The following is a 23,144-nucleotide window of genomic DNA, read 5'->3' on the forward strand; positions in this document are numbered from 1 at the left end:
CATTCTGGATGCGGCAATACGAGGGGTCAAATTTGCAAGCCGATTGACAGTTCACGCTCGGTCGCAGCGGCCGGCAGTGCGGCGGTGATCCGCCGAAAGAGCCCATCGATCGCCTCCAAGCATGCATCGAAAGTAGATCCCGTAAGATGGTCGAGGGCCCAAAAGACGCCAAGAGCATCCGGTCTGCGAGGTGCATTGTACCGGCCCTTCCAGACCACTACCTGCGTCAGCCATTTCAGGAGCTCTTGTTCTGAGCCAGACATTGCGAGTGACGCCAGCTCGGCGAGAGAGACGAGATCATGCTGGCTGATCTTTTCGGAGATCTTCTCGCGTCCGATTAGAGAGGGGTCGCGATCAACAATGATCGCCTTCAGGCCGTTTTCCAACGCATAGCCGTACAAAAGAAAAATTGAAAAAACGTTTGGTTCATCGCACTCGATTTCTGCGTGCTCCACGTCACCTTTATTTAGTTTCTCGGAAGCTACTGTTAGAGCGGTCTCGTAGCGTAGGACGAGCGCTCTTTCCTCACTCGCAAGCACTCCAGCAGATTTGAAGAGATCGCGCGCTTTGACGTACCACGACCGGGGTCTTTGGAAGGCTTCAAAGTTCTGCTTGAGAAAATCTTCGAGGGTGTCCATGACCCGCCGACCTCATCTGCGATTACTTTCGGAGGTAACTCACTCCATGTAACTTTTGTGAGACCGGCGAATATATTGCACTGCCGTCGCGAAGCTGCGGGGCAACAAGTGGTTGAGGTAAGACCGCCGCGGGAAATAACCGTTACGCTTCAACGGTCCCCTACGGCAGGTAAGACCAGCTAAGCCGTTGAACGGACACGAAAGTCCAATATCCTCCGAGCGCATCAAACGCGTAAGTCATTGAAATATAATGTTTCATTTCAGGAAGTTACCCGAGAGCCACCCTTCTGCCGGCGCAACCCGCTGAGATTCTTCAATGACGGCGTCGCCCCGAAATGAAGGCCGATAGCTTCTCTTCAGCGCGTTCCGCGACGGTCGTCGGCGCACCTTCACGGCGTCAGGCCGATCTAGTCTAAGATGACTTCATTTCGAACGATAGAACAGCGCGCGTCCTGTTGGAATGAGCTGGAGTAGAATGTCGTAGTCGCCGACGTTCGCGGTCAGAACAACTAGGCCTAGCTTTTGCGCTTGAAGGAATAGCACGCAATCCTGAAGCGCGCGAAGCTTGCCGTCCTTCTCGTAGGCTTGGAGGCGGCAGAGTACCCCTGATAACAGCGCAGCACGTCCGAGAATCTCGGTGTCCGGCGCAAAGATACGATGTGGTGGCATTGCTCTGATCTGCTTGCCAATCACCTCAATGACCCCAGCGGTTCGCGCGTCTGACGGGTTCAATACGCCGACCGTGTGCATCAATTCCTGGACGGCGATGGTCGAGTGATTGACCTGTCGCTGAGCGATCAGCTCGTCCAAGATCTGAGGCGAACGATTTTGCATCTGATCGATGTAGACGGAGGTATCAAGCAGAAGTCCTTGGCCGACAGTTAGGTTCGGATTGACGAACGGCAGCTCATTGTCACTTCGTCGCGTCAGCGCCTTTTGCGGGTCGAAGCGCGCCCAGCGCCGGGCAGCGTCGAAATCGAATTCCGTCACCTCAAAAACCGAGCTTCAGTTTTGGATCGACCTCGCCGCGAGACCCCTTGAACACATCTGCGAAGTTGTCCTGAAGCGCTATCGTCGCTAGGGCAAACTCGATCAAGTCTGTATCCGTCTTGATGCCCGTCTGCCGTTTGGCCTGCCTCACCAATGCTGGGCTCACCCTGCCGCCGATACGGCCGCCTTTTTTATTCAGGAGGCCAGATCGTTCCGCCGCCAGCATGACCGCTTCGAATCGTGCCTTGCTCACGACAAGCCCGCTGGATGCGGCTCCCCTCTGTTTCGCCAGGAGCGGTGTGCGCTTCTTCGCTGATGCCTTCGCCATGGAATTTCGCCCGTATGTTAGACAAAAATGGATTTTGTCTAACGTAGCGCTTTGCTGCGCCTTCTTCAAGGGGAAGCCTGGAGGGAAGGGGGTCGGATGCAGGAACTGGTCGGATGCCGGTCTCTATTTTAGTCTTCAAAATGCCGGCGTTGACTATCCCGCGAAACCATTGCTTCGTCACGAGTAAGCAGTCGCCGTGCCCAACGGCTCAGAGAAGAAATGTCGCACTGACCGGCACCCGTGAAGTCGACATAGCGAACTCTGCCTTCGTGACCGCTGAAATTGCCTTCCGCGGCGATCAAGACCGACGCCTGCGAGCGGCTTTGCGTAGATCGGCGACCGCCTGGCGCCAAACGTCGCCGTCGCGTCCACCGAAGCGGCGGGCGTAGGCCGGGTGGAAGGTGATGCGTAGCGGGTAGCCTTCAAACTGGAGCTTTGCTTTGCGCATTAGGCGGATCGATTGCGATTCGCCAAACAGGCGAGACGCGGTGCTGCCAAGAGCAACGATCACGCCCGGCCTGGAACGCCGGATGTCACTCAGCACTGCCGCTCCATAATGATCGACTTCCTCTATTGTTGGGCTGCGGTTACGTGGCCTCCGATCTTTCGAATACGCGATCGGTCGAAAAGGTATGGCGTTTGCCAAACGCACCTGTTGGGGGGCGATCCCGGCCTCATTTAGCATCTCGCGCAACGCCCTGCCGGCTGGCCCGACAAAGGGCCTACCCTGCGCGACTTCCTCGGCGCCAGGTGCTTCGCCAACCACGTATAGCCGCGGTCGTCGGAACGGGCCCTCAGGCGCGACGCGACGATGATCGAGATGTGTCCTGGCGACGCTTTCCTTAGCCATCGGTTCCTGCGTCTGGCCTGGCCTGACTATGCAAGGTTCAGGCTCTATCAACCGCGATCCCGTCCCTGATTTCCAAAAAGCGCGCGGCACATCCCGTCTCGCCTGGCGGCCGACAGGGGCGTTAGGAACAACCAACGCCTGGGGATGTTTGGCGCTTCGCGGGTCGAAGGGTGCAGGCTCGTCGACCCGGGTCGTTGTGCCGACAGCCTTTGCGCCTACAAACCTTGAGTTCGCCCATGGAACAAGGCGGCCTTCGTAATTTCACCATTAATTTCGGACCGCAGCATCCAGCGGCCCATGGTGTGCTGCGGCTGGTATTGGAACTTGACGGTGAGGTTGTCCGACGGGTCGATCCTCACATCGGTCTGCTTCACCGCGGAACCGAAAAATTGATTGAAAACAAGACCTATCTGCAGGCGATCGGGTATTTCGACCGGCTCGATTATGTCGCACCGATGAACCAGGAGCATGCGTTCTGCCTCGCAGCAGAGAGACTGCTTGGCCTCGAAGTGCCGCGCCGCGGCCAATTGATCCGCGTGCTGTTCTGTGAAATCGGACGTCTGCTCTCGCATCTTCTCAACATCACGACCCAAGCCATGGATGTCGGCGCGCTTACGCCGCCGTTGTGGGGCTTCGAAGAGCGTGAGAAGCTCATGGTGTTCTACGAACGTGCCTCCGGCGCGCGCATGCACGCAAATTACTTCCGGTTCGGCGGCGTGCATCAGGACCTTTCCCCAAAGCTGATTGACGACATTGAAGCCTTTTGTGATCCGTTCCTTCGCGTGGTGGACGACCTGGATCGGCTGTTGACGCCAAATCGCATCTTCAAGCAGCGCAATGTCGACGTCGGGAGGGTGACGCTGAAGGAAGCCTGGGAGTGGGGCTTTTCCGGCGTGATGGTGCGCGGTTCGGGCGCGGCCTGGGACCTGCGCAAGGCGCAGCCCTACGAATGCTATCCGGAAATGGAATTCGACATTCCGATCGGCAAGAATGGCGACTGCTACGACCGTTATCTGGTCCGCATGGAAGAAATGCGTCAGTCAGTGCGCATCATGAGACAGTGTATCACAAAGCTGCGCGCTTCCGACGGACAGGGTCCGGTCGCGGTGCAGGACAACAAGGTCTTTCCTCCGCGGCGCTCCGAGATGAAGCGCTCGATGGAGGCCCTGATCCATCACTTCAAGCTCTATACGGAAGGGTTTCGCGTGCCGGCCGGCGAGGTCTATGCCGCGGTGGAAGCCCCCAAGGGCGAATTCGGCGTCTACCTGATCTCGGATGGCACGAACCAGCCCTATAAGTGCAAGATCCGCGCACCCTCGTTTGCGCATCTGCAGGCGATGGATTTGCTCAGCCGCGGCCATTTGTTGGCGGACGTCTCCGCAATCATCGGCTCGCTGGACATTGTGTTCGGTGAAATCGATCGCTGACCTCTCGAAGAGGAAACCGCGATGAAAACTGACAAGCAGTGGAAGGGAAGCAGAAATGGTTCATGAAAAACGACCTTTCATCTGCCGCCGAGCGTCCATCATTGGCAGTGCGATCGCGTCCGCGATCGTGTCGGTTGCGACTATCGAGCCGGCACTGGCCGTCAATCCCGCACAACGGGCCCTATCCGGGGACGTGTCCTTGAACTTCATACGTCAGATCGCGGACCGTGAGAGCAATGCCGGCCCGGCTAACTTCGCAGATCTCGCCGAAAGAGTTGTGCCGGCCGTGCTAGCGGTCAGCTCCAAAGCTGCGACGCCCAATTCGTTGCCCGACCAATCATTCGAATTCGGTCGACCCGACGACGACTCGCCGCAAAGCGAGAATCCCGCGCCGGATGCCCCCGATCGCGGTACCGTTCCAAGAACGACACGCACGGTGAATATCGGATCAGGTTTCTTCATTTCGCCTGACGGCTATGCCGTGACCAACAGTCACATCGTGGAGACCAGTGACACGGCGGAGATCCGCACCAGTGACAAGAAGACCTATTCCGCGAAAGTGGTGGGAAGGGATTCCTTGAGCGACATCGCCTTGATCAAGGTCGACGGTCGCAACGACTTCAGCTACGTGCAGCTCGCCGACCAGCCGCCGCGCACCGGTGATTGGGTGCTTACCGCCGGCAATACGTTCGGGCTCGGCGGCTCGGTTACAGCCGGCATTGTTTCGGCGCGTGAGCGCAACATCGGGACTGGTTCTGCGCAGGATTTCATCCAGATCGATGCGCCGATCAACCAGGGCGATTCCGGCGGGCCGAGCTTTGACACGAGCGGCAAAGTCATCGGCGTCAACAGCATGATCATTTCGCCTTCCGGAGGCTCGGTGGGCGTCGCGTTTGCGATACCCGCCGAAGTCGTCAAGACGGTGCTACCGCAACTCAAGGACAAAGGCACGGTGACGCGCGGTTGGATGGGTGTCGAGGTTCAATCGGTCACTGCGGAACTTGCCGACAGCCTGGGCGGAAGCGATCTCCACGGCGCGATCGTGGCAGGCGTTCAAGAGAACGGTCCCGCGGCGAAGGCGGGGCTAAGGACCGGGGATGTGATTACCTCGGTGAATGGGGAGCAAATCAAGAATGCCAGCGAATTGACCAAGAAGGTCCACGGGACGGCGCCGGGCTCTCGGATTCAGGTCACTGCGCTTAGACAGGGAAAAGTGAACCCGTTGAGCGTGACCGTGGGCCAGCTGCCGAGTGAACGCAACGTCTTCCCTAGCATTCCGAGATAGCGGGATTGTAGTCCGTCATTTGTGAGCCGCTCGGCACAAAGAGATCGATGGTGCAAAAATCAGGAGAGCGCGAATGACATTCAGCTTGAAAAGCCCTGCGTTCCACGATGGCGACCGAATTCCCGCAAAATACACGGCGGATGAACAAGACCTCTCACCTCCGCTGGAGTGGTCGGATCCGCCGGCGGGAACCAAGAGCTTCGCCCTCGTCGTTGAAGATCCGGACGCGCCGTCCGGCACGTTTCACCATTGGGGCCTTTACAACATCATGGGCGAACGAACGCTGCTGCCGGAGGGAATCGGCCACGGCGCGAAGACCAAAACGGAGAGGCTCGGAAAGGGCGTCAATGATTTCGGCGAGATGCGTTATCACGGACCCGCCCCGCCGAAGGGACACGGAACCCATCACTACCACTTCAAGCTGGCGGCGCTGGATGTCGAAGCGCTTTCGCGAGCGCCCAAGATGTCCGTTGCCGACATCTGGAAGTCGGCTGAGAAGCACATGCTCGGGCAGGCCGAGCTCATCGGCGTCTATAGCCGGTGACGCAAACGGCGGTTCGCGATTTGAGAGCGTCTACGACTGCGATCCGGAAGCGCCGCTCGCGCTGGCTGCAAGCACGTTGCTCGTGGCGAAGCCCACCGCTACGAGCGGCCACCCAAAGGAGCGGCGGCGCCGTTCTCGCGCATCGATCGCAGATAGTGCTCTGCGTGTTGAAAGTAGTTCTCCGCAGCAATCCGGTCGCCCTTCAAGGCTTCGGCGCGGGCTAGCGCCAGATAGCGCTCGTAGTGTCTTTGAGCATTCCGGGACGAATTGATCGCGATGCCGTTGCGGGCAGCGTGCTTGGTTTTGCGCATCTGAGACTTGCGCGGCATTTTGATGCTGAAGCGCGGCTCGACCGCCCCGCTGAGTGCAGACGTTGTCATGTCCATCCATAAGTCGCCCGGCTGACGCCGCACGATGTTCATCCAAAGTGGGTTGGGGGCAGACGTGGATTGTGGGACGATCATACGTCACCATCCGTCGAAGCTCGCCGCGGCGAGAACCGAAGCGATCCTCATCGACTGCCAACACAGATATAGGAAACCGAGCTACCAATTCAAGCCGCGTGCAGTCCGAGGGACCGCGCCGAACCGTCCGGTGCAGTTCGCGCGAAACATTGCTTACGAAACGAACGGTACCGCCGCCTGGACGTTGCATGAGAAAGTGCAGCACAGGAGACGCGCATGGACCGTCCGTTGATCGTGCCCGCTGGCAGAGGGCTCCTGGACCCCGGAACCGGCAAACCGACGAGCGACGAGTTTTTCGGCGCGGTCAGGGGCGATCTCGCCGACAAGGGTTTCTTTGTCACCGCGGCCGATGATCTCATCACCTGGGCGCGAAGCGGTTCGTTGATGTGGATGACGTTCGGGCTCGCCTGCTGCGCGATCGAAATGATGCAAATGGCGATGCCGCACTATGACGCAGAGCGGTTCGGATTTGCGCCGCGTGCGAGCCCAAGGCAATCGGATGTCATGATCGTGGCCGGCACGCTGTGCAACAAGATGGCGCCGGCGCTGCGCAAGGTCTACGACCAGATGCCGGAACCGCGATATGTGATCTCGATGGGATCATGCGCCAATGGCGGGGGATACTATCACTACTCTTATTCGGTGACGCGCGGATGCGACCGCATTGTTCCCGTGGACATCTACGTCCCCGGCTGTCCGCCGACGGCAGAGGCGCTCCTTTACGGCGTGATGCTCCTGCAAAAGAAGATCCGCCGAACCGGAACGATCGAGCGTTGAGCGCGAACCGCTCCGGGAGGCAGTAGCATATCGATTGCGGCATCGCTGCGCCGGTATCAATCTCTCAATAATCGAGAACCCGTGGTGACGACCGACGTTGTCCGTTCAGCTGTCTTCGAGCAAAAGGACGTAATCATGAGTGCAACAGGCCTCGATGTATTTGACAGAACGATCCATCTCACAAACACGTGGCTGGATGAGATGATGACGTCGCTGCCGCATGACAGGCAGCTTGCATGGCATGCGTTGGGAACGGTGCTCCGAACCATTCGCGATCGGATCCCGGTCAATCTAGCGGCACACCTCGGTGCCCAGCTCCCGTTGCTGGTCCGAGGCGTCTACTACGATCAGTGGCGGCCGAGTGAAGTCCCGAAGGACTGGCGTTCTGCAGCCGAATTTCTCGGGATCATTTCCGCAGAGCTGAGCTCGTTGCGGCCGATCGGCGCAGGCGATGCCGCGCAGGCCACGTTCCGGGTCTTGAACCATCACCTTGACCCAAATCAGGTCGAGAAGGTCCGCCATGCATTGCCTGAAGAGGTGCGGGCTCTCTGGACGGCCGGTCGTCAACAAGGGCAGTCTGCCGCCTAACTGGAACGGGACCACGCCTTCCGCAGAGACGGACGGCCCGCCGGATTCTTCACTTGGGCTTGCCGTCCGTCGAAAGGCCGCATCGCGGTCACCAGTCCGGGCCGATGCCAAAGCTGAAGCCCGGCCCATAGACCCCGATACCCGGCCGGTCGTAGTAGCCACGATCGTAGTAGTCGTATCGCCGCGGACCGTAATAATAGTCGTTTCCAATGATGACGCGGCGATCGCCTCTGGTGTGCCAGCATCGGCCGGCGTCGTCACAAACGAGCCGCGCCTGATGGAGCAAAGGCGAGCCGTCTCCGACTTGAAATTCGTCGGCAGCATAAGCGCTCGACGCTATGAGAGCACCAGCACCGGCGAGCAGCGTCAGGATCATTCGTCTCATGTCCGTCTCCTCTGACTGCACGCCCCGACCAGCGAACGCTCCAGCCAGATGGCTGTTCCAATGAATTGCCGGCTGCCGATTGGACAGAATCCTTGAGCTGCCCGGGGTGGGAATGGAAGACCCGAAGCATCATTATTGGATACGCTGAATGGGTAGGTATTGCGGCCGTGGACGTCCAGCCACATCACCTGTTGGAACCAAGTGCCATTTGGCGACTTCAGCGTCCATATGCGACATCGGCGGAGGCGAGAGATCATGGCGACATGTGAAACCTGCGGCAATGACTATGACAAGACCTTTCAGGTCTCGATGAACGGGAAAGCGCACACATTTGACAGCTTCGAATGCGCCATTCACGCGCTAGCGCCGAGCTGCGATCATTGTGGAATCCGTATCGTCGGACACGGCCTGGAGAAGGCGGGCACTTTTTTCTGTTGCGAGCACTGCGCCCAGGGCGAGGGTGTCAAAGGCCTGCGTGATCGGATCTAGCCCGCGCCATGCGCATCATGGCCCTTCGTTCTGCATCTCGCCTCGAGCGCTCTGCGTCGGGTGGCGACAGCGAACCGGCCGTACGCGTAACGGCAGGTTACTTAGGGAAATCGGATGTTAACATCCATTCTTGTTCATATCGAACCAGACCACGCATCGCGCAACCGCCTTGAATGCGCCGCGCAAGTTGCGCGTCGCTTTAACGCCAGGCTGATCGGTGTAGCCGCAGCTCAGCTGCGGGCACCAGTGGTCGATAACTACGGCGGGGTTGCCATCGCAGCCGAGATGGAGGCAGAAGAGGAGCGCATCCGGACGGGACTCAAAAACGCGGAGGCGGGGTTCCGGAACTCTCCAGCGGTCGGCGGCCTGCAAACTGAATGGCGCTCAGTGGTTGGGGTGCCTGAAGCGGTATTGGTACGCGAAAGCCGTGCGGCCGACGTCATTGTTCTCGGCCGAGCCCCCGCCCAGCTTGGCGTTTTCAGCTTAATGGACCCAGGCGACGTGCTGATGCACGCTCGCCGACCGGTGCTGGTTGTCCCAGACGGAACACGGAGCCTGGAGGCGAAGCGCATCGTCGTCGGCTGGAAGGATGCGCGAGAAGGGCGCCGCGCGTGTCTCGATGCGCTGCCGTTGCTTCAGAGAGCCGACCTCGTATCGGTTGTCGAAGTCGTCGACGAAACTGAAATCGATGCCGCCAAAGCGAGGGTTGCGGACGTTGCGACGTTTCTTGGCCGTCATGATGTCCGCGCAGAAGCGGAAGCGCGTGTGCGCGCGGAACGGTCGGTGGCGGACGCACTCATGCTGGCGGCGGAACAACACGGTGCCGATTTGACGGTCACCGGTGCATATGGACATACGCGGCTACGCGAATGGGTATTTGGCAGCGTCACGGCCGACTTGCTGACACGCAGTCCAAAATGCTGCTTTCTCGCTCACTGATCGGTCAAGAGGCCTGGAATGATTGGCGACATCGATATGGCGCCGGGGCCGAGCTGGTCGAAACCTGCAGCCGCTGGGGGCGAAAAAATTGCGCCGACAGAGGAACGGCAACCTGCGCGCCTCGTTATTCAGTCAGTGAGCGGTCGACGGAATGACAAAGCCAAACCGAGAGGAATGGCAAATCAAGCCAAAGATCGTTTCACAAGCCCCGTCAGCCTACTTCGGTAGCTGGCGGGGTCGTTTCGCGCGATTTGGCGCGACCCCTCAACAGGCTATCCACAGGGATATACCGACTTGGCGCACAGCGCTGGCGGCGGTCGGAGGGGCACCGGGCAAGGCTCCCCAGTGTAGGATGGTTGATCCGTCGCGCTTGGCGCGAGCATCATGACCGGCCATCGCTCGAGGAAGATGCTCAGATCTCCCTGGCTAGCCATATTCCTCGCCGATCCCGTATTCGCGGTAGATCTCGAGCGGATCGAGGTCGGGGAACAGCCGGCATTTGGCCTGGGCGAGATGCAGGCTCACCGCGGCCGGCTCCTTGCCGCTCGACAGCAGCTTGCGGATGTCGTCCATATGCGCGCACGGCTGGTGCTTGGCCTCGAGCTGCTCCAGCGCCACCAGCGCGGTTGCGAGCGCCTCGGTCAGAACCCAGTCGTCGTGGCCAGTGATTCCCTTCTTCGGCATCGGCAGACCCCAATCCGCTGACCTCGAGTGTGGCAGCGGCAGCAGTCTACCGTAGCTTCGGCCGAATCTCCATCGAGCCGCGGCGCGTGGAACACCGCGAGGGGCTGCGCTCTCGCTTGCATTATGGCGGCGCGTGGCTAAAAGGCGGCGGCACGCGGGCGATGGTATCTTTGTTGAAACGAAGTTGGGCTAGACGGGCCTCGCGCGACCTCTCTCGGCTGGAGCCAGCATGGTCTTTCTAAGCTTCGTCTACCGCTTCCTGACCAACTTCGCGTTCATGGCGCTGGTCTATTTCAGCCTGAACTTCATGGAGAAGTACCAGAACCGGGCGATCCTCGCGATCCTGGTGCTGGTCTATAGCGGCATGCGCGCGGCCTCGACGCTGCGCGCGTTCTACTTCTTCCAGAAGATCGAGAAGCTGGAAGCCGAGACCAAGCGCCTGCAGGCGCCGATCAATGACGGCTCGGGCGGAACGAATACGCGCAAGCAGGTCGTGGCCGACGTGGCCCGGCTGCGCCGTGACGGCGAGCTCAAGTCCTATATGGACCTGTTCTTCCTGGCGCTGATCGTGCTGCTCTGCGTCGCCAATATCATGCGGCAGTAACGGCTTTTACTCAGGCGCGCTTCTTCACGCTGGTGGCGACGCGGGTCGGGCGCGGCGAAGTGCTCTTGGCTTGGGCCGCGTGCTTCGGGTGTGCAGCATGCGCGGTTCGCCGTGCCTGCATCTTGGCCGGCTTGCCCTTGCCGGCATGCGGCGCTTCGGCCGCGATCGCGAGCCGCGTTGCGGCGCGTCGCGATAAGGTCGCCGACAGCAGCACATCGACCGAGCCCTCGGGGATCGCGAAGAGATCGCGCCCGGGCGCGGGCAGGGTGGCGGTGACATCGGCCTGAGCCACGGTCTTGCGCGGCAACACCAGCGGTTGGTGCCCGGTCTGCGTGTTGAGATCGGCGAGGCCAGGCGCAGGCAGCGTCGCGGTCTGCGTGAACGCGAAGTTCGGCACGGAAGGCCAGCGCGCGATCGGCGTCGTTTCCGTCGGCGGATGCAGCAGCCACTCCACCGCCGTGGTCGGCGTCGCCGGCTGGTCGGCGGTCGCGGGCACCACATGAACGATGCGATAGCCGCGTGCCTTCAGGTCGCGGATGATCTTGGGCAGCGCCGCCACGGTGCGCGCCTGGATGTCGTGCAGCAGCAGGATCCCCTTGCCCTTCGCCTCCAGCCGCTGGATCGCGAGCTGGTAGACGCGATCGGGCGAGATATGGCGCCAGTCGTCGGCCGGGAAGTCGGCGCTCCAGACCTGGATGCCGCGCGAGATCAGCAGGTTTTCGACGCCCTCGGCGCGCATCAGGCCGGGAATGCGGAAGAACGGCGCGAGCTTGGACGGATCGGTCATCGGAGCCGACGTCCACTCGATGCCGCCGTTGATCTGCGCCTCGGCCTTGTCGAGCGGCATCCGGTCGAAGGTCAGCGGATGGTTCATGCTGTGCGTGCCGACAGTGTGGCCCGCCGCGACCAGCTTGCGCACGCCTTCCGGGTTCGCCTTGGCCTGTTCGCCGATGATGAAGAAGGTCGCCTTGATGCACTCGTCGCCGAGGATCTGGAGCACCTGGTTGGAATTCTTCGGCAGCGGACCGTCGTCGAAGGTCAGCACCACCTCGTGGTCTTTCAGCGGCAGCGTCTCGCGGTACTGCATGGTGCCGATGCGCGGATGCTCATGCGGATCGACGACGAGCGTGCGGGAGGTGCCGAGCGCGCCCGGATGGCCCGGGCATTCGGCGGCGAAGGCCGCCGGCGACGCCGTGGTCAGCAGCCCCAGGAGCAGGACGGTCCACGGTCGCGTCCGAAAAACAACGCTACTGCCGATCATGAACCCGGTCTGCCCTCATCTGCGTTTGCCGCCATAGTAGGTCGGAGCCATCAGGAAACGGTTCAGGCGCAAAGACCTTTCCCCGCCTAGGGGTCCCCCTCAATCTTTGCAGGGCGTAGCATGAACGGAGTGTTAATAGGGCTCAAATCACCCCATCTCGGTCAGCCGTGACATTCCGGCATCAATGCGCGTTGGCGTTCTTCTGTAATGTGACCGCCGGGACCAAATGAACCACGTGAAAGCCGTTCTCCCGCAAATACCGGAGGAAGGCCGGCATCATGGCCGCCGTACGCGCCTGGGGATCGTGGAACAGGATGATGCCCTTGCCGGCGGCGGCTAGGCGTTCGGTGACCAGCTTGAGTTCCTGCTCCGGCGTCATGTCGTTCCAGTCGCTGGCCCAGAGATCAGCCCCGAACACGACGATGCCGCGCGACTGGAGCAGGTCGAGCTGGGCTTGCGTCTGTTCGAAATAGGGGAAGCGGAAGAACGGCGTCGACGGCGTCGTCGTCGAGACCCCGTGCAGCGCCATCTCGTCGGAGGCGATGCCGCGGTCGATCTCGTACTTCGCCGCATCGGCCGGGATCCGCGCCATGTACGGATGCGACCAGGTGTGATGGCCGATGGTGTGACCCTCGCGGGCGATGCGCTTGACGAGGTCAGGATATTCGGCGGCGCTCCGCCCGACCAGGAAGAAGGTCGCGCGCACGCATTCCTGTGCCAGCGCCGCCAGCACCTTCGACGTCATCGGCGGACGCGGGCCATCGTCGAAGGTCAGCACCACCTCGTGATCTGCGAGCGGCAGCGTCTGCGGAAAGCTCTTCAGGCCGACGCGCGGCGTGGTCTTGGCATCGACGCTCAGCACCCGCGACGTGCCGAGCGCATCGCTCCGCGGGCAGTCCGCGGCCTCGACTGAACCAATCGCGGTGAGGGCGGCGAGAGCCGGGCCCACAATGATCGAGGTCCATTTCGGTCGATGCATCTTTGCCATTGCGCTCGCGATTGCCTTGTGGGTATTGCCTGACCGTCAGCCCAAACCATCAACCTGTCAACGGCGAGGCGTACCATGGATGAACATATGGATGACGCCGCTTCCACCGGGTCCTTGGTACTCGACCACGTCCCGATGCGCAATGAAGACGGCGAGATTCGGCATGAATTCGTCGAGGAAATTGCCCATGCGATCGAGGCCGCCGACAGCGCCGCGCTGCGCGCCTGCGTCGCCGATCTGCACGAGGCCGATCTCGGTGATCTCATTGCGGCGCTCGCACCCGACGATCGTGTCCGCCTGGTCGAGCTGACGGGGCGCGACTTCGACTTTTCCGCACTGAACGAGGTTGACGAGAGCGTCCGCGGGGAGATCCTCGACGAGCTGCTGCCCGAGACGGTCGCCGAGGGCGTCCGCGAACTGGAATCCGACGATGCGGTCGAGCTGCTCGAAACCCTCGACCAGGAGGAGCAGGAGGAGATCCTCGAGAAGCTGCCGCTGCGGGAGCGCGTCGCGCTCGAGCGCAGCCTGCTGTATCCGGAGAACTCCGCGGGCCGGCGCATGCAGACCGAGTTCATCGCGGTGCCGCAGGATTTCACGGTCGGGCAGGCGATCGATTACATGCGCGATACGCCCGATCTGCCGGACCGGTTCTACGAGATCTACGTCGTCGACAAGGACCAGCACTGGCAAGGCGCGGTTCCGCTGGATGTGCTCCTGCGCGCGCGCCGCCCGGTGGCGCTTGCCGAGCTGACCGACGAGGATCGCCGCCGCGTCTCCGTCCTGGAGGACCAGGAGGAGGTGGCGCGTATGTTCGGTAAGTATAACCTCGTCGCAGCACCCGTGCTCGACACCCAGGACCGCCTGGTCGGCGTCATCACCGTCGACGACGTGGTCGACGTCATCGAGGAAGAGGCGGACGAGGACCTCAAGGCGCTCGGCGGTGTCACCAGCGACGAAGAGCTCTCGGACACGTTTCTGACCATCGCGCGCGGCCGCTTCAACTGGCTGCTGATCAATCTCGCCACGGCCTTCCTGGCGTCCTCCGTGCTCGGCCTGTTCGAGGGCCAGCTCGAGCAGATGGTGGCGCTCGCCGTGCTCGCGCCGATCGTCGCGAGCCAGGGCGGCAATGCCGCGACGCAGACCATGACGGTCGCGGTGAGGGCGCTCGCGACCCGCGAGCTCGGCTCCTCCAACGCCTGGCGCGTGGTCATCCGCGAGACGCTGGTCGGTCTCATCAACGGCGTTGCCTTTGCTGTGATCACCGGTATCGCCGCGGTGGCCTGGTTCAAGATCCCGGGCCTCGGCATCGTCATCGGGCTGGCGATGATCTGCAACCTCATCGCTGGCGCGCTCGGCGGCATCCTGATCCCGATGGCGCTCGAACGCGTCAGGGCCGATCCGGCGGTGGCGTCGGGCACGTTCGTGACGACGGTGACGGATGTCGTCGGCTTCTTCTCCTTCCTCGGCATCGCCACGCTGTGGTTCGGGTTGAAATAGGTCGCGCCTCCGTTCCGTCATTCCGGGGCGCCGCGCGCTCTCCGCTCGTCATTGCGAGCGCAGCGAAGCAATCCAGAATCCCTCCGCGACGACAGTCTGGATTTGCTTCGTCGCAAGAGCTCCTCGCAATGACGGGGAGAGGGCGGCGTACCGCTCTCGCATCCCGGGCGCCGCGCCTTTAATCCCACCTTAAGCGTGCTGCCGCATGATCCCTCACGCTTGGGGGAATGAGCATGCGGTTGCGGCTGAAGGCGGACGGACGGGTGGTTGAATTGCGGGACGGGCAAGAGTTTCCTGTCCAGCCGGTCGTCTCTGCGGTTGAGCCTCCGCCGGCGGAGGCGGGTTCGCCCGCGGTGCGCGATTTGCGCCGGCGCGCCTGTCTCACCCAGATGGAGTTCGCCGCCAAGCTCGGCGTGCCCGTCGAGACCATCCGCAACTGGGAGCAGGGCAAGCGCGCCCCGCGCGGACCCGCTCGCGCACTGCTGGCCGTGATCGCGCATGCGCCCGACACGGTGTTCCAGGCGCTCGCCAAAGCCTGAACGCCTGACGCGAACCCCCCGTTAGCATTGCGCTGAAGATCCGGCCCCGAGGTCGGCGTCCTCAGTTGCACTCTGGCGGACCGGGCCCATAATGATGCCTGTGATGACACTTGGGGCTGCCGCAACAGAGAGGATTCCTCATGCTGTTCGTGGCGCGAAAATTCCGGCGATCGGGCTGGGGACCTGGGAGCTGAGCGGCCGGACATGCGCGCGCGTGGTCGAGCAGGCGCTGCGGCTCGGTTACCGCCACATCGACACCGCCCAGGTCTATGACAATGAGCGCGAGGTCGGCGACGGATTGCGCGCCTCCGGCGTCCGCCGCGACGACGTTTTCGTCACCACGAAAGTCTGGACCAACCATTTCGCGCCCCACGATCTCGAGCGGTCGGTCAAGGAGAGCCTGGTGCGGTTGCGGCTTCCCGCCGTCGACCTGGTGCTGCTGCACTGGCCCAATTCGCATGTGCCGCTGGAGGAGACGCTGGGCGCGTTGGCGCACGCCAAGCGCATGGGCCTGACACGCCACATCGGTGTCTCCAATTTCACGGTGGCGCTGATCGAGCAGGCGGTCGCGCTGTCACCCGAGCCGCTCGTCTGCAACCAGGTCGAATATCATCCCTATCTGGATCAGGCGAAGGTGAGGGCGGCCTGCGACCGGCATGGGATGGCGCTCGTTGCCTACAGCCCGATCGCGAAGGGCCGCATCAAGGCTGACCAGACGCTCGCCGGGATCGGCCGCGCCCATCACAAGACACCGGCACAGATCTGCCTGCGCTGGCTGGTGCAACAGAATGTGTCCGCGATTCCCAGAACTTCGCGTGTCGAGCGTCTGTCGGAAAACATCGAGATCTTCGATTTCGAGCTCTCCGATGACGAGATGGCGGAGGTCGCGGCACTCGCCAGCCCCAAGGGCCGACTGACCGATTTTGGCTTCGCGCCGAAATGGGATTGAGGGGCTGTTCCGGTATGCTAGGAGCAGGCCGGCAACCCAAGATCGGGCGATGGAACTGCGGAAGATCATACGGACGGACATTGCGGCATCAGCCATCGCGCATCTGACGCTGGTGGTGCTGATCATCGTGATCAGCGAGGTCCATCCGTTTCATTCCGGGCCGCCCGAGACTGTCGCGGTCGATATCGTCACGCCGGAGCAGGTGAAGCAGGAGGAGGCCAAGGCAGAGGAAAAGGCTGAGGAAAAGGCTAAAGAGGAGGCCAAGGAGAGGCCGCCGGAGCCGCTCCCCGAGCTGAGGCTGCCGAAGCTGGATCTCAACGACAAGCCGGACGCCGCGCTGAAGCCTGCGCAGGCCAAGGAGAAGGCGTCACCGCAATCATCGCCGCAGAAGCAGGCCTCGCACGAACCGCAGCAGAAGCAGCCGCAGCCATCGCAGGTGCCGCCGCAACAGCCGCCGCCTCAGCCTCAGGCGGCTCAGCCGCCACCGCCGGCACCGCAGCGGCAGGCCGCGCCGCCAGCCTATCGGGCGCCGGAGCCTGACGTCACCGTCAAATACGGCGTGATGCTGGGCCTGCCGCCCGAATTGCCGCCCGCGCCGAAAGACGCGCCCAAGGATGACGGCGGCGATGCCATGGATTCGATCGGCGCCAGATTGTCGCCCGAGGTCATTGCCGAGCTTCGCCGGCACTTGAGGAGCTGTTCGAAACTTCCGGCCGGGGTCGCGCCGACCGATGCCGTGCGCATCAAGCTGCGGGCGGTGCTCGCCACCGACGGCACGCTGGCGCGCCCGCCGATCCTGATCGAGGCGCCGCCGTCGGCGAAGGGCGTGGCCATCGTGGAATCGGCGATGAGCGCGCTGCAGGCTTGCCAGCCCTACAAGATGCTGCCCGTCGACAAGTACGAGGAATGGAAGGTGATGGACCTGTCGTTCACGCCGGTGGATTTCGGGTCGTAGGCTCGGCGTCGCACCGACGGGCGAAACACCGCAAAACACCTCAGAGGCTGTCAATCCGTCTTTGCAAAAATATTCCACTTTACCGAAATTCGGAAATGGCGTATGTATCGCCCATCCCGGCTCATCCTCGAGGGGCGATCGTACGTCGTCACTGATTGCGAGCCGGAGTTGCGGTGGACGCGGCAGCGTCGGCACGAGAGGTGCGGGCAGGGCGGGTAGTCCCTGTGAGCCCGAAACCGCGTGTGGATGAGCGGCGCTGTCAGTTCGTCTCGCCAACATTCTTGCGGCGCGTGTGCACACTGCCGCGAGACCCTGTGGCATCAGGCGAACATGCGTACGGCAAAACCGTGTGGTCCTGGCCGTCGTCGCTACGGTCAAGCCTGTTGCGGAGGTGTGGAGCGCCCAACCGGGTCAACCGCATCGCTAATCCGCGAGGCGAGGGAGGCCAGAAGGAATTCGGCTCCCGGGAGAGCACGGCATAAGCCGTCAAACCACTGCGCAGGGAAGGCCGAGTGATTGGCACCACCTGTATGCTGCTGTGCGGTTTTCCTGCGCTACATTTTCGCGCAGCGGACCGCGGGTGCGAGGTCAGCACCCGGCCTTCCCTGCGCCCTCTTGGACAAGAGGGCGGAGTGACCAGGCAAAGCTCGGGCGAAATGCGCCGCGAGGGCGCGAAGGCGCGTCTACGATTCAAATGCGAGGGGGAAGAGCAAAGCTGTTGCCTCATACTCCGTCATTGCGAGCGCAGCGAAGCAATCCAGAGTCTTTCCGCGGAGGGATTCTGGATTGCTTCGCTGCGCTCGCAACGACGATGGGGAGAGGTCCGCGCGACAGACTCCGCTCTCGTGCCCCGGACGCAGTGCAGCGTCTCTTCGACGGTGCGCCGCAGAGCCGGGGCCCATGTCTCAGAGCAATCCGTGCGGCGTGGGTCCCGGCTCCGTGCAGCAACGCTACGCGTTGCAGCGCGTCCGGGACGAGAGAGCATCAATGACCTTGCTTCCGTACCTCCCCACCGTCCACCACCACATCCGGCGCCATCGCCGCCCATGCACTGGACGCAAACTGCCGGCGCCAGGTTACGATCACCACGGCCGCCGTGGTCACGAACAGCACCCAGGGGCTAACGAACCAGCCGAGATAGCCGAGCGCGAAGAAGAAGGCGCGCTGGCCGCGATTGAAGTGGCGGCCGGCGGATTCGAACACGCGCGAGGTGCGGTTGACATGGGCCTCGGCCTCCGGCGTGCCGCGCTGGGAGGCGGGCGGCATGCCGCCGAACAGGATCGCGACATAGTTGAACAGGCGATAGGCCCAGGCGAACTTGAAGAAGGCGTAGACGCAGATCAGCACCAGGCCGACGCATTTCAGCTCCCACATTGCGGGCGAGGTGCTGAGGTCGATCGGCAGCTTGCCCAAAATGGTGATGGCGTCGTTGGTCGCATGCAGCAGCGCCAGCGCGCCGCCGAGCGCGAACAGGCTTGTGGAGGCGAAGAAGGCGGTGCCGTTCTGGAGCGAGGCCATGATCTGCATGTCGACCATGCGCGCATCGCGGTCGAGCAGGCGGCGGACCCAGACCTCGCGGTAGCGGTTCATCCGCGCCGACAGGCTGTCGCGGCCATAGGCGGAGTGCTCGAGGGTTGCGGCATAGACCAGCCATTCGATGATGAAGAAGCCGACGGCGGTGATGTCGACCCAATGCCTGCTCATGTCTCTCTCCTCGCGAGGATCGCAACGATTGCCACGCATGCTGGGTTGCGGCAACGATTGATTGGCGGCAGGCAATGGCGTTAAAAGCAGCCGCATAAGAGGACTTACGGAAGGATCAGGACATGGCAGCGCTCAAGCTCGCGATCGGCAACAAGAACTACTCGTCATGGTCGATGCGTCCCTGGCTTGCGCTGCGCGCCAACGACCTCCCGTTCGTGGAGACCGTAATCCCGCTCTACACCGACAATCCTGAGGACAAGGAGCAGATCCTGTCCTTCAGCCGCGCCGGCAAGGTGCCGGTGCTGGTCGATGGCGACATCACGGTGTGGGATTCGCTTGCCATCATCGAGTACATCGCCGAGCGTTATCCGGAAGTGAAGCTGTGGCCCGATGACGTCGCGGCCCGCGCGTTTGCCCGTTCAGTGTGCGCCGAGATGCATTCCGGCTTCATGGCCTTGCGCAACGAATGCGGCATGAACCTGCACCGTCCCGTGCGTCCGGTGACGCTGTCGGCGGACGCCAGCGCCAACGTCGCACGCGTGCAGGAGATCTGGCGCACGTGCCGGACCCGCTACGGCGCCGGCGGGCCGTTCCTGTTCGGCCGCTTCGGCGCGGCGGATGCGATGTATGCGCCGGTCGTGCATCGCTTCCGGACCTACGCCATCGAGGTCTCACCGGAGACCAAGGCCTACATGGATACGATGATGGCGATGCCGGCGTTCCAGGAATGGACCCGCGACGGCCTCGCCGAAACGCTTGTCATCGAAAAATTCGAGACTGTGTAATCGCGAGCATGACGCAGAAGTGGACACAGGTTCTCCGACAAGATCATGCTCACTAGAAATGTGAATGGGCGCGGCTTGACGGCATGGCCGCTCGCAGCGCTCAATCACAGGGAATAATGGAGAGGCGACCGCTATGGGAATTCTGGACTCGCTGGAGAACAATCCCGCGCTGCGCAGCGCGCTTGGCCAGCTCGGCGCCGCCGTTCTGCCGGCCGTGATGAACGAGGTGCTCGGCAGCAACAACCAGGGCGGCCTGGGCGCGATCGTCGCAAAGCTCCAGCAGGCGGGTTTTGGCGACCAGGTCAAATCCTGGCTCGGCAACGGGCAGAACCTGCCGATCTCCGCCGACCAGCTGCGCGCCGTGCTCGGCAACGACACCGTCCGGCAGCTTGCCGCGCGCTACAATATTCCGGTCGACCAGCTGGGCGAGATCCTGGCCCAGGAGCTGCCCAAGGCCGTGGATCAGGCAAGCCCGGAGGGTCATCTGCCTCATGGCGCCTGAGGCCTGGTTCCAGCGGTCTGCAGCCCGGCTCTGTTCCCGTTATCGCCCTGAAAAGACTTCAAAATTGGTAGGTTTGCTATGCTCGCGAGGCTGGTCAAAAACGCCGCATGCGTGCTATACAGTGACTGGGCTTCCAGCCGCCTCGCAGTGGGACCACGGGCGAGGCAGGCGTTGTTTGAGTGAATGGAGAGGGTGTTGAAGCACAAATTCTCGATTGGAACGCGCGTATTGTTCACTGCTAGCAACGTCGCGCGCCCGGCTGCGAGTGGTTCGTACGAGATCATTCGCCTGCTGCCGACGGACGGCGACGACTGCCAGTACCGGATCAAGAGCTCGACCGAAGCGTTCGAACGGGTCGCCAAGGAAAGCCAGCTCGCGCTCTCGTAACGCGCTGACGGCACCACCATTGACATCGCGGATGAATTTGCTCCGCCCGCCGTCAAAAGGCCCCGCTTCGCCTCGACAAATTGGGCCGGGGGGCAGTTGCCGACTCGCGGTGCTCGCTTGACCATTCGCTCTTTGCTCGCGTGAGGGGACATCGCGCATGAACTGGGCATGGGCCTCGTCGCTCGACCAAATCTGGCGCTTGCCGGCCTTTCCGATGTGGATGACGCTGGCGGCTGCCGGCTTCTTCGGATTGATCCTGCTGATCACGCTGCTGCGGGCCGAGAAATCGGTCGCCAACGGTGCGCTGACCGTCATCACGCTGCTCTCGATCGGCATCGCGGTGGCCGCCACCATGCGCGTCTACGGACCCGCGGGGCAGGCCGCGCCGAGCGAAGCGCGCGCGCTAGCCATGGCGAATATAAACCTGCCGGCGCTGTCCTGCCTCGACGATCTCGCCGGTGATGCCGTGGCCGTTGGCTGCGAGAAGGCGCTGTTCGGTGCGCCTGACGCGGCGGCTGCCGCCGTTGCTTATACGGCGGCCCGGATCGATCGGCTGACCGCGCTCGGCGACGTCGCGACCGCCGACATGGGCCTGACACCGGACACGAAGGTGCTGCGCAAGTCGCTGGAGCGCGATCGCTACGGCCTCGTTGCCCAGGTGCTGGTCGTGCGCGACGGCTGCACCCAGTTCGATTGCGCCGCCTTCCGCTCGCTGACCGATCAGCAGCAGGTCGCCGCCCACATGGACGCCCACCTCTACGACATGCTGGTCGCACGCTACGCGCCGACCTGGAATGCCGCCGCGGCGCCGGCGGGGGCCTCGGGCCCGGTCGCCGCGCTGCCGCCGTCGATGCCCACGGGCAAACCGACCAATGCGGAGTTCCCGAGCGCCTCGTCGACGCCGCCGGTGAGCATCATGAATCCTGAGCCGCCGACGGCGGCCACGCGCCAGGGATCGGCCGCCAATGCGGCGGCGGCACCCGCTGCGCCGCCGGCACCACGTGCCCCGGCTGCGACCTCGGCCCAGGCCGCAGCACCGGCTGCGAAGAAGCCGCCGGCGCCGAAGGCTGCGCGCGCGCCCGCGGCCCCGCCGGTTCCGCTCGCGCCGCCGCCGGGCTCGGCTCCCGCGGCTGCGGATAACAACTAGTTCGGCTTTGAAAACCTGTGGCTGGCCCGCTAATGCTGGGCCATGCCACTCCATCTGATCAAGCTTGCCGTCGGCTGTGACTCCGTCAAGGAATTGAAGGGGTGGATCGCCGAGCGGATGCAGACGGCCAAGAAAAAAGGCCTGCCGCGACACCACATCCACATCACCCGCATGGTGCCCAAGCGCGACGCCGAGATTCTCGCGGGCGGATCGCTTTACTGGGTCATCAAGGGCGAGATCGCCGCGCGCGAAAAAATCATCGGCATCGAGCCGTTCCGCGACAAGGACGGCATCGGGCGCTGCCGGATCGTGATGCAGCCGAAAGTGATCTCGGTCTCGCCGCGGCCGATGCGCCCGTTCCAGGGCTGGCGCTATCTCACCGATGATTCCGTGCCGCCGGATCTCGGCAAGTCCGCCGCAGGCGCCATCGCGGCGATGCCGGAGCCGATGCGGCGCGAGCTGCGCGATCTCGGACTGCTGTAGTCGCTAGGTCAATTTTGAGATCAACCTCGGCTATCGCACCGCGATATTGTCGATCAGTCGCGTCGTGCCGAGCTTGGCTGCGACCAAAATCCGCAACGGCCCGTCCCTGCGCGAGGTGACAGGTGCCAGCGTCTCGCCATGACGGAGCTCGAAATAGTCGAGCGCAAAGCCGGCGGCGTTGATCGCCTCCGCGCCGCGCGCCATCGCGCTCGCGATGGCTTCGCCGGCCTGGATCCGCCCGGCGCTGTCCTTCATGGTGCGGTACAGGACGGTGGCGGTCTGCCGCTCCTCGAGCGAGAGGTAGACGTTGCGCGACGACATCGCGAGCCCATCGCGCTCGCGCACAGTGCGGGAGCCGATCACCTTCACGCCAAGGTCGAGGTCGCGCGCCATCTGCGTCACCACCCGCAGCTGCTGAAAGTCCTTCTCGCCGAAGATCGCGACATCCGGCCGGCATTGCGTGAACAGCTTGCCGACGACGGTGGCGACGCCGCCGAAGAAGTGTGGGCGAAAGCGGTCCTCGAGGCCGGCCAGCGCCGGTCCCTCAGGCACGATGCGCGTCGCAAAGTCCTCCGGATACATCGCCTCGACGCCGGGGTGCCAGACGATGTCGACATCCTCGGCCGCAAGCTTGGCGATGTCGGCCTTCCAGGTCCGCGGATAAGCGCCGAAATCCTCGGTCGGGGCGAACTGGGTCGGGTTGACAAAGATCGACACAATGACGCGGCTCGCGCGTCGCTTGGCCAGGCGCACCAGCGACACATGCCCGTCATGGAGCGCCCCCATGGTCGGAACCAGCGCGACCGTGGCCTTTCGCTTGCGAAGATTGTCGACGGCGCGTCGCAGGGCGGGCACCGTGCGGGTGATCAAGGGGCTGCGTGACATCAGGACTCGGGGATCGTTGGGGGCGGCGCGGCGTGCCGCGCTTGCGGCTAACCTTAACAAGCGGCGGTCG

At 62.9% G+C, this 23,144-nt stretch carries 27 protein-coding genes; 16 read left to right on the forward strand and 11 right to left on the reverse strand.

What is annotated here, in order from left to right; genetic code table 11:
- Positions 1-26 precede the first annotated feature (26 nt).
- From FXB38_RS31225 to FXB38_RS31240, 4 genes are all read right to left on the reverse strand, one after another.
- Positions 27-638 carry a hypothetical protein gene (locus tag FXB38_RS31225; protein ID WP_148754827.1) on the reverse strand — a complete coding sequence of 204 codons (612 nt, stop codon included), beginning with the start codon at positions 636-638 and terminating at the stop codon, positions 27-29.
- A 423-nt stretch (positions 639-1,061) separates the two neighbouring features.
- Complete coding sequence (locus tag FXB38_RS31230) at positions 1,062-1,628, reverse strand: type II toxin-antitoxin system VapC family toxin (protein ID WP_148754828.1); 567 nt, start codon at positions 1,626-1,628, stop codon at positions 1,062-1,064.
- A gap of 1 nt (position 1,629) precedes the next feature.
- Positions 1,630-1,956, reverse strand: coding sequence for a hypothetical protein (locus FXB38_RS31235; protein WP_246230269.1), 327 nt, complete (start codon positions 1,954-1,956; stop codon positions 1,630-1,632).
- A gap of 298 nt (positions 1,957-2,254) precedes the next feature.
- Positions 2,255-2,806 carry a uracil-DNA glycosylase gene (locus FXB38_RS31240; protein ID WP_148754829.1) on the reverse strand — a complete coding sequence of 184 codons (552 nt, stop codon included), beginning with the start codon at positions 2,804-2,806 and terminating at the stop codon, positions 2,255-2,257.
- A gap of 236 nt (positions 2,807-3,042) precedes the next feature.
- Here FXB38_RS31240 and FXB38_RS31245 point away from each other — a divergent pair, with 236 nt between their 5' ends.
- The 3 genes from FXB38_RS31245 (at position 3,043) to FXB38_RS31255 (ending at position 6,062) form a co-directional block, all read left to right on the forward strand.
- Entirely contained in the window at positions 3,043-4,233 is a 1,191-nt protein-coding gene (locus FXB38_RS31245) for an NADH-quinone oxidoreductase subunit D (protein WP_148754931.1), read from the forward strand.
- Between the two features lie 55 nt (positions 4,234-4,288).
- Positions 4,289-5,518 carry a S1C family serine protease gene (locus tag FXB38_RS31250; protein WP_148754830.1) on the forward strand — a complete coding sequence of 410 codons (1,230 nt, stop codon included), beginning with the start codon at positions 4,289-4,291 and terminating at the stop codon, positions 5,516-5,518.
- 73 nt (positions 5,519-5,591) lie between these two features.
- Positions 5,592-6,062 (forward strand): YbhB/YbcL family Raf kinase inhibitor-like protein, encoded by a 471-nt coding sequence (locus tag FXB38_RS31255; protein ID WP_148754831.1) that lies wholly within the window; start codon positions 5,592-5,594, stop codon positions 6,060-6,062.
- 98 nt (positions 6,063-6,160) lie between these two features.
- On the opposite strand, the gene FXB38_RS45110 is transcribed toward FXB38_RS31255, so the two are convergent.
- Positions 6,161-6,526 (reverse strand): DUF4167 domain-containing protein, encoded by a 366-nt coding sequence (locus FXB38_RS45110; protein ID WP_430640198.1) that lies wholly within the window; start codon positions 6,524-6,526, stop codon positions 6,161-6,163.
- 216 nt (positions 6,527-6,742) lie between these two features.
- On the opposite strand from FXB38_RS45110, the gene FXB38_RS31265 reads away from it, so the two are divergent.
- The gene (locus FXB38_RS31265; protein WP_148754832.1) at positions 6,743-7,303 is read left to right on the forward strand and encodes a NuoB/complex I 20 kDa subunit family protein; all 561 of its coding nucleotides are present in this window, start codon (positions 6,743-6,745) and stop codon (positions 7,301-7,303) included.
- Positions 7,304-7,438: 135 nt separating this feature from the next.
- Positions 7,439-7,891: a DUF2267 domain-containing protein gene (locus FXB38_RS31270; RefSeq protein WP_148754933.1), complete on the forward strand. Its 453-nt coding sequence runs from the start codon at positions 7,439-7,441 to the stop codon at positions 7,889-7,891.
- A gap of 88 nt (positions 7,892-7,979) precedes the next feature.
- Here the strand turns inward: FXB38_RS31270 and FXB38_RS31275 are convergent, their stop codons facing one another.
- On the reverse strand, positions 7,980-8,276 hold the full coding sequence (locus FXB38_RS31275) for a hypothetical protein (RefSeq protein ID WP_148754833.1): 297 nt from the start codon (positions 8,274-8,276) through the stop codon (positions 7,980-7,982).
- A gap of 603 nt (positions 8,277-8,879) precedes the next feature.
- Between FXB38_RS31275 and FXB38_RS31285 the strand changes: the two genes are divergently transcribed.
- On the forward strand, positions 8,880-9,704 hold the full coding sequence (locus FXB38_RS31285; protein WP_148754835.1) for a universal stress protein: 825 nt from the start codon (positions 8,880-8,882) through the stop codon (positions 9,702-9,704).
- A 426-nt stretch (positions 9,705-10,130) separates the two neighbouring features.
- On the opposite strand, the gene FXB38_RS31290 is transcribed toward FXB38_RS31285, so the two are convergent.
- Positions 10,131-10,388: a hypothetical protein gene (locus FXB38_RS31290; protein WP_148754836.1), complete on the reverse strand. Its 258-nt coding sequence runs from the start codon at positions 10,386-10,388 to the stop codon at positions 10,131-10,133.
- Positions 10,389-10,617: 229 nt separating this feature from the next.
- Here FXB38_RS31290 and FXB38_RS31295 point away from each other — a divergent pair, with 229 nt between their 5' ends.
- Complete coding sequence (locus FXB38_RS31295; protein ID WP_148754837.1) at positions 10,618-10,992, forward strand: hypothetical protein; 375 nt, start codon at positions 10,618-10,620, stop codon at positions 10,990-10,992.
- 10 nt (positions 10,993-11,002) lie between these two features.
- Here the strand turns inward: FXB38_RS31295 and FXB38_RS31300 are convergent, their stop codons facing one another.
- A complete protein-coding gene (locus FXB38_RS31300) occupies positions 11,003-12,253 on the reverse strand; it encodes a polysaccharide deacetylase family protein (RefSeq protein ID WP_148754838.1) in 1,251 nt (416 codons plus the stop codon).
- Between the two features lie 181 nt (positions 12,254-12,434).
- The gene (locus tag FXB38_RS31305; RefSeq protein WP_148754839.1) at positions 12,435-13,241 is read right to left on the reverse strand and encodes a polysaccharide deacetylase family protein; all 807 of its coding nucleotides are present in this window, start codon (positions 13,239-13,241) and stop codon (positions 12,435-12,437) included.
- Positions 13,242-13,316: 75 nt separating this feature from the next.
- Here FXB38_RS31305 and mgtE point away from each other — a divergent pair, with 75 nt between their 5' ends.
- The 4 genes from mgtE (at position 13,317) to FXB38_RS31325 (ending at position 17,181) form a co-directional block, all read left to right on the forward strand.
- Positions 13,317-14,738 carry a magnesium transporter gene (mgtE, locus tag FXB38_RS31310; RefSeq protein ID WP_148754840.1) on the forward strand — a complete coding sequence of 474 codons (1,422 nt, stop codon included), beginning with the start codon at positions 13,317-13,319 and terminating at the stop codon, positions 14,736-14,738.
- 227 nt (positions 14,739-14,965) lie between these two features.
- Entirely contained in the window at positions 14,966-15,277 is a 312-nt protein-coding gene (locus FXB38_RS31315) for a helix-turn-helix domain-containing protein (protein WP_148754841.1), read from the forward strand.
- Positions 15,278-15,380: 103 nt separating this feature from the next.
- On the forward strand, positions 15,381-16,226 hold the full coding sequence (locus FXB38_RS31320; RefSeq protein WP_148754842.1) for an aldo/keto reductase: 846 nt from the start codon (positions 15,381-15,383) through the stop codon (positions 16,224-16,226).
- 49 nt (positions 16,227-16,275) lie between these two features.
- A complete protein-coding gene (locus FXB38_RS31325; protein ID WP_148754843.1) occupies positions 16,276-17,181 on the forward strand; it encodes a hypothetical protein in 906 nt (301 codons plus the stop codon).
- A 984-nt stretch (positions 17,182-18,165) separates the two neighbouring features.
- Here FXB38_RS31325 and FXB38_RS31340 read toward each other — a convergent pair.
- Positions 18,166-18,885 (reverse strand): DUF599 domain-containing protein, encoded by a 720-nt coding sequence (locus FXB38_RS31340; RefSeq protein ID WP_148754845.1) that lies wholly within the window; start codon positions 18,883-18,885, stop codon positions 18,166-18,168.
- A 122-nt stretch (positions 18,886-19,007) separates the two neighbouring features.
- On the opposite strand from FXB38_RS31340, the gene FXB38_RS31345 reads away from it, so the two are divergent.
- From FXB38_RS31345 to FXB38_RS31365, 5 genes are all read left to right on the forward strand, one after another.
- Entirely contained in the window at positions 19,008-19,670 is a 663-nt protein-coding gene (locus FXB38_RS31345; protein ID WP_148754846.1) for a glutathione S-transferase family protein, read from the forward strand.
- A 133-nt stretch (positions 19,671-19,803) separates the two neighbouring features.
- Positions 19,804-20,172: a YidB family protein gene (locus FXB38_RS31350; protein ID WP_148754847.1), complete on the forward strand. Its 369-nt coding sequence runs from the start codon at positions 19,804-19,806 to the stop codon at positions 20,170-20,172.
- 183 nt (positions 20,173-20,355) lie between these two features.
- Positions 20,356-20,559: a hypothetical protein gene (locus FXB38_RS31355; RefSeq protein ID WP_148754848.1), complete on the forward strand. Its 204-nt coding sequence runs from the start codon at positions 20,356-20,358 to the stop codon at positions 20,557-20,559.
- A 157-nt stretch (positions 20,560-20,716) separates the two neighbouring features.
- A complete protein-coding gene (locus FXB38_RS31360) occupies positions 20,717-21,706 on the forward strand; it encodes a hypothetical protein (protein WP_148754849.1) in 990 nt (329 codons plus the stop codon).
- 42 nt (positions 21,707-21,748) lie between these two features.
- A complete protein-coding gene (locus tag FXB38_RS31365; RefSeq protein ID WP_148754850.1) occupies positions 21,749-22,189 on the forward strand; it encodes a DUF1489 family protein in 441 nt (146 codons plus the stop codon).
- 30 nt (positions 22,190-22,219) lie between these two features.
- Here FXB38_RS31365 and panC read toward each other — a convergent pair whose 3' ends face one another.
- Positions 22,220-23,074, reverse strand: coding sequence for a pantoate--beta-alanine ligase (gene panC / locus FXB38_RS31370; protein WP_148754851.1), 855 nt, complete (start codon positions 23,072-23,074; stop codon positions 22,220-22,222).
- Positions 23,075-23,144: the final 70 nt, after the last annotated feature.

The sequence above is a fragment of the Bradyrhizobium cytisi genome (assembly GCF_008123515.1).
Taxonomy (GTDB): Bacteria; Pseudomonadota; Alphaproteobacteria; order Rhizobiales; family Xanthobacteraceae; genus Bradyrhizobium; species Bradyrhizobium cytisi.

Coding starts and splice junctions, on each gene's coding strand:
- FXB38_RS31225 (WP_148754827.1), bottom strand. CDS start 638: ATGGACACCCTCGAAGATTTTCTCAAGCAGAACTTTGAAGCCTTCCAA.
- FXB38_RS31235 (WP_246230269.1), bottom strand. CDS start 1,956: ATGGCGAAGGCATCAGCGAAGAAGCGCACACCGCTCCTGGCGAAACAG.
- FXB38_RS31240 (WP_148754829.1), bottom strand. CDS start 2,806: ATGGCTAAGGAAAGCGTCGCCAGGACACATCTCGATCATCGTCGCGTC.
- FXB38_RS31245 (WP_148754931.1), top strand. CDS start 3,043: ATGGAACAAGGCGGCCTTCGTAATTTCACCATTAATTTCGGACCGCAG.
- FXB38_RS31250 (WP_148754830.1), top strand. CDS start 4,289: ATGGTTCATGAAAAACGACCTTTCATCTGCCGCCGAGCGTCCATCATT.
- FXB38_RS31255 (WP_148754831.1), top strand. CDS start 5,592: ATGACATTCAGCTTGAAAAGCCCTGCGTTCCACGATGGCGACCGAATT.
- FXB38_RS45110 (WP_430640198.1), bottom strand. CDS start 6,526: ATGATCGTCCCACAATCCACGTCTGCCCCCAACCCACTTTGGATGAAC.
- FXB38_RS31265 (WP_148754832.1), top strand. CDS start 6,743: ATGGACCGTCCGTTGATCGTGCCCGCTGGCAGAGGGCTCCTGGACCCC.
- FXB38_RS31270 (WP_148754933.1), top strand. CDS start 7,439: ATGAGTGCAACAGGCCTCGATGTATTTGACAGAACGATCCATCTCACA.
- FXB38_RS31275 (WP_148754833.1), bottom strand. CDS start 8,276: ATGAGACGAATGATCCTGACGCTGCTCGCCGGTGCTGGTGCTCTCATA.
- FXB38_RS31285 (WP_148754835.1), top strand. CDS start 8,880: ATGTTAACATCCATTCTTGTTCATATCGAACCAGACCACGCATCGCGC.
- FXB38_RS31290 (WP_148754836.1), bottom strand. CDS start 10,388: ATGCCGAAGAAGGGAATCACTGGCCACGACGACTGGGTTCTGACCGAG.
- FXB38_RS31295 (WP_148754837.1), top strand. CDS start 10,618: ATGGTCTTTCTAAGCTTCGTCTACCGCTTCCTGACCAACTTCGCGTTC.
- FXB38_RS31300 (WP_148754838.1), bottom strand. CDS start 12,253: ATGATCGGCAGTAGCGTTGTTTTTCGGACGCGACCGTGGACCGTCCTG.
- FXB38_RS31305 (WP_148754839.1), bottom strand. CDS start 13,241: ATGGCAAAGATGCATCGACCGAAATGGACCTCGATCATTGTGGGCCCG.
- mgtE (WP_148754840.1), top strand. CDS start 13,317: ATGGATGAACATATGGATGACGCCGCTTCCACCGGGTCCTTGGTACTC.
- FXB38_RS31315 (WP_148754841.1), top strand. CDS start 14,966: ATGAGCATGCGGTTGCGGCTGAAGGCGGACGGACGGGTGGTTGAATTG.
- FXB38_RS31320 (WP_148754842.1), top strand. CDS start 15,381: ATGACACTTGGGGCTGCCGCAACAGAGAGGATTCCTCATGCTGTTCGT.
- FXB38_RS31325 (WP_148754843.1), top strand. CDS start 16,276: ATGGAACTGCGGAAGATCATACGGACGGACATTGCGGCATCAGCCATC.
- FXB38_RS31340 (WP_148754845.1), bottom strand. CDS start 18,885: ATGAGCAGGCATTGGGTCGACATCACCGCCGTCGGCTTCTTCATCATC.
- FXB38_RS31345 (WP_148754846.1), top strand. CDS start 19,008: ATGGCAGCGCTCAAGCTCGCGATCGGCAACAAGAACTACTCGTCATGG.
- FXB38_RS31350 (WP_148754847.1), top strand. CDS start 19,804: ATGGGAATTCTGGACTCGCTGGAGAACAATCCCGCGCTGCGCAGCGCG.
- FXB38_RS31355 (WP_148754848.1), top strand. CDS start 20,356: ATGGAGAGGGTGTTGAAGCACAAATTCTCGATTGGAACGCGCGTATTG.
- FXB38_RS31360 (WP_148754849.1), top strand. CDS start 20,717: ATGAACTGGGCATGGGCCTCGTCGCTCGACCAAATCTGGCGCTTGCCG.
- FXB38_RS31365 (WP_148754850.1), top strand. CDS start 21,749: ATGCCACTCCATCTGATCAAGCTTGCCGTCGGCTGTGACTCCGTCAAG.
- panC (WP_148754851.1), bottom strand. CDS start 23,074: ATGTCACGCAGCCCCTTGATCACCCGCACGGTGCCCGCCCTGCGACGC.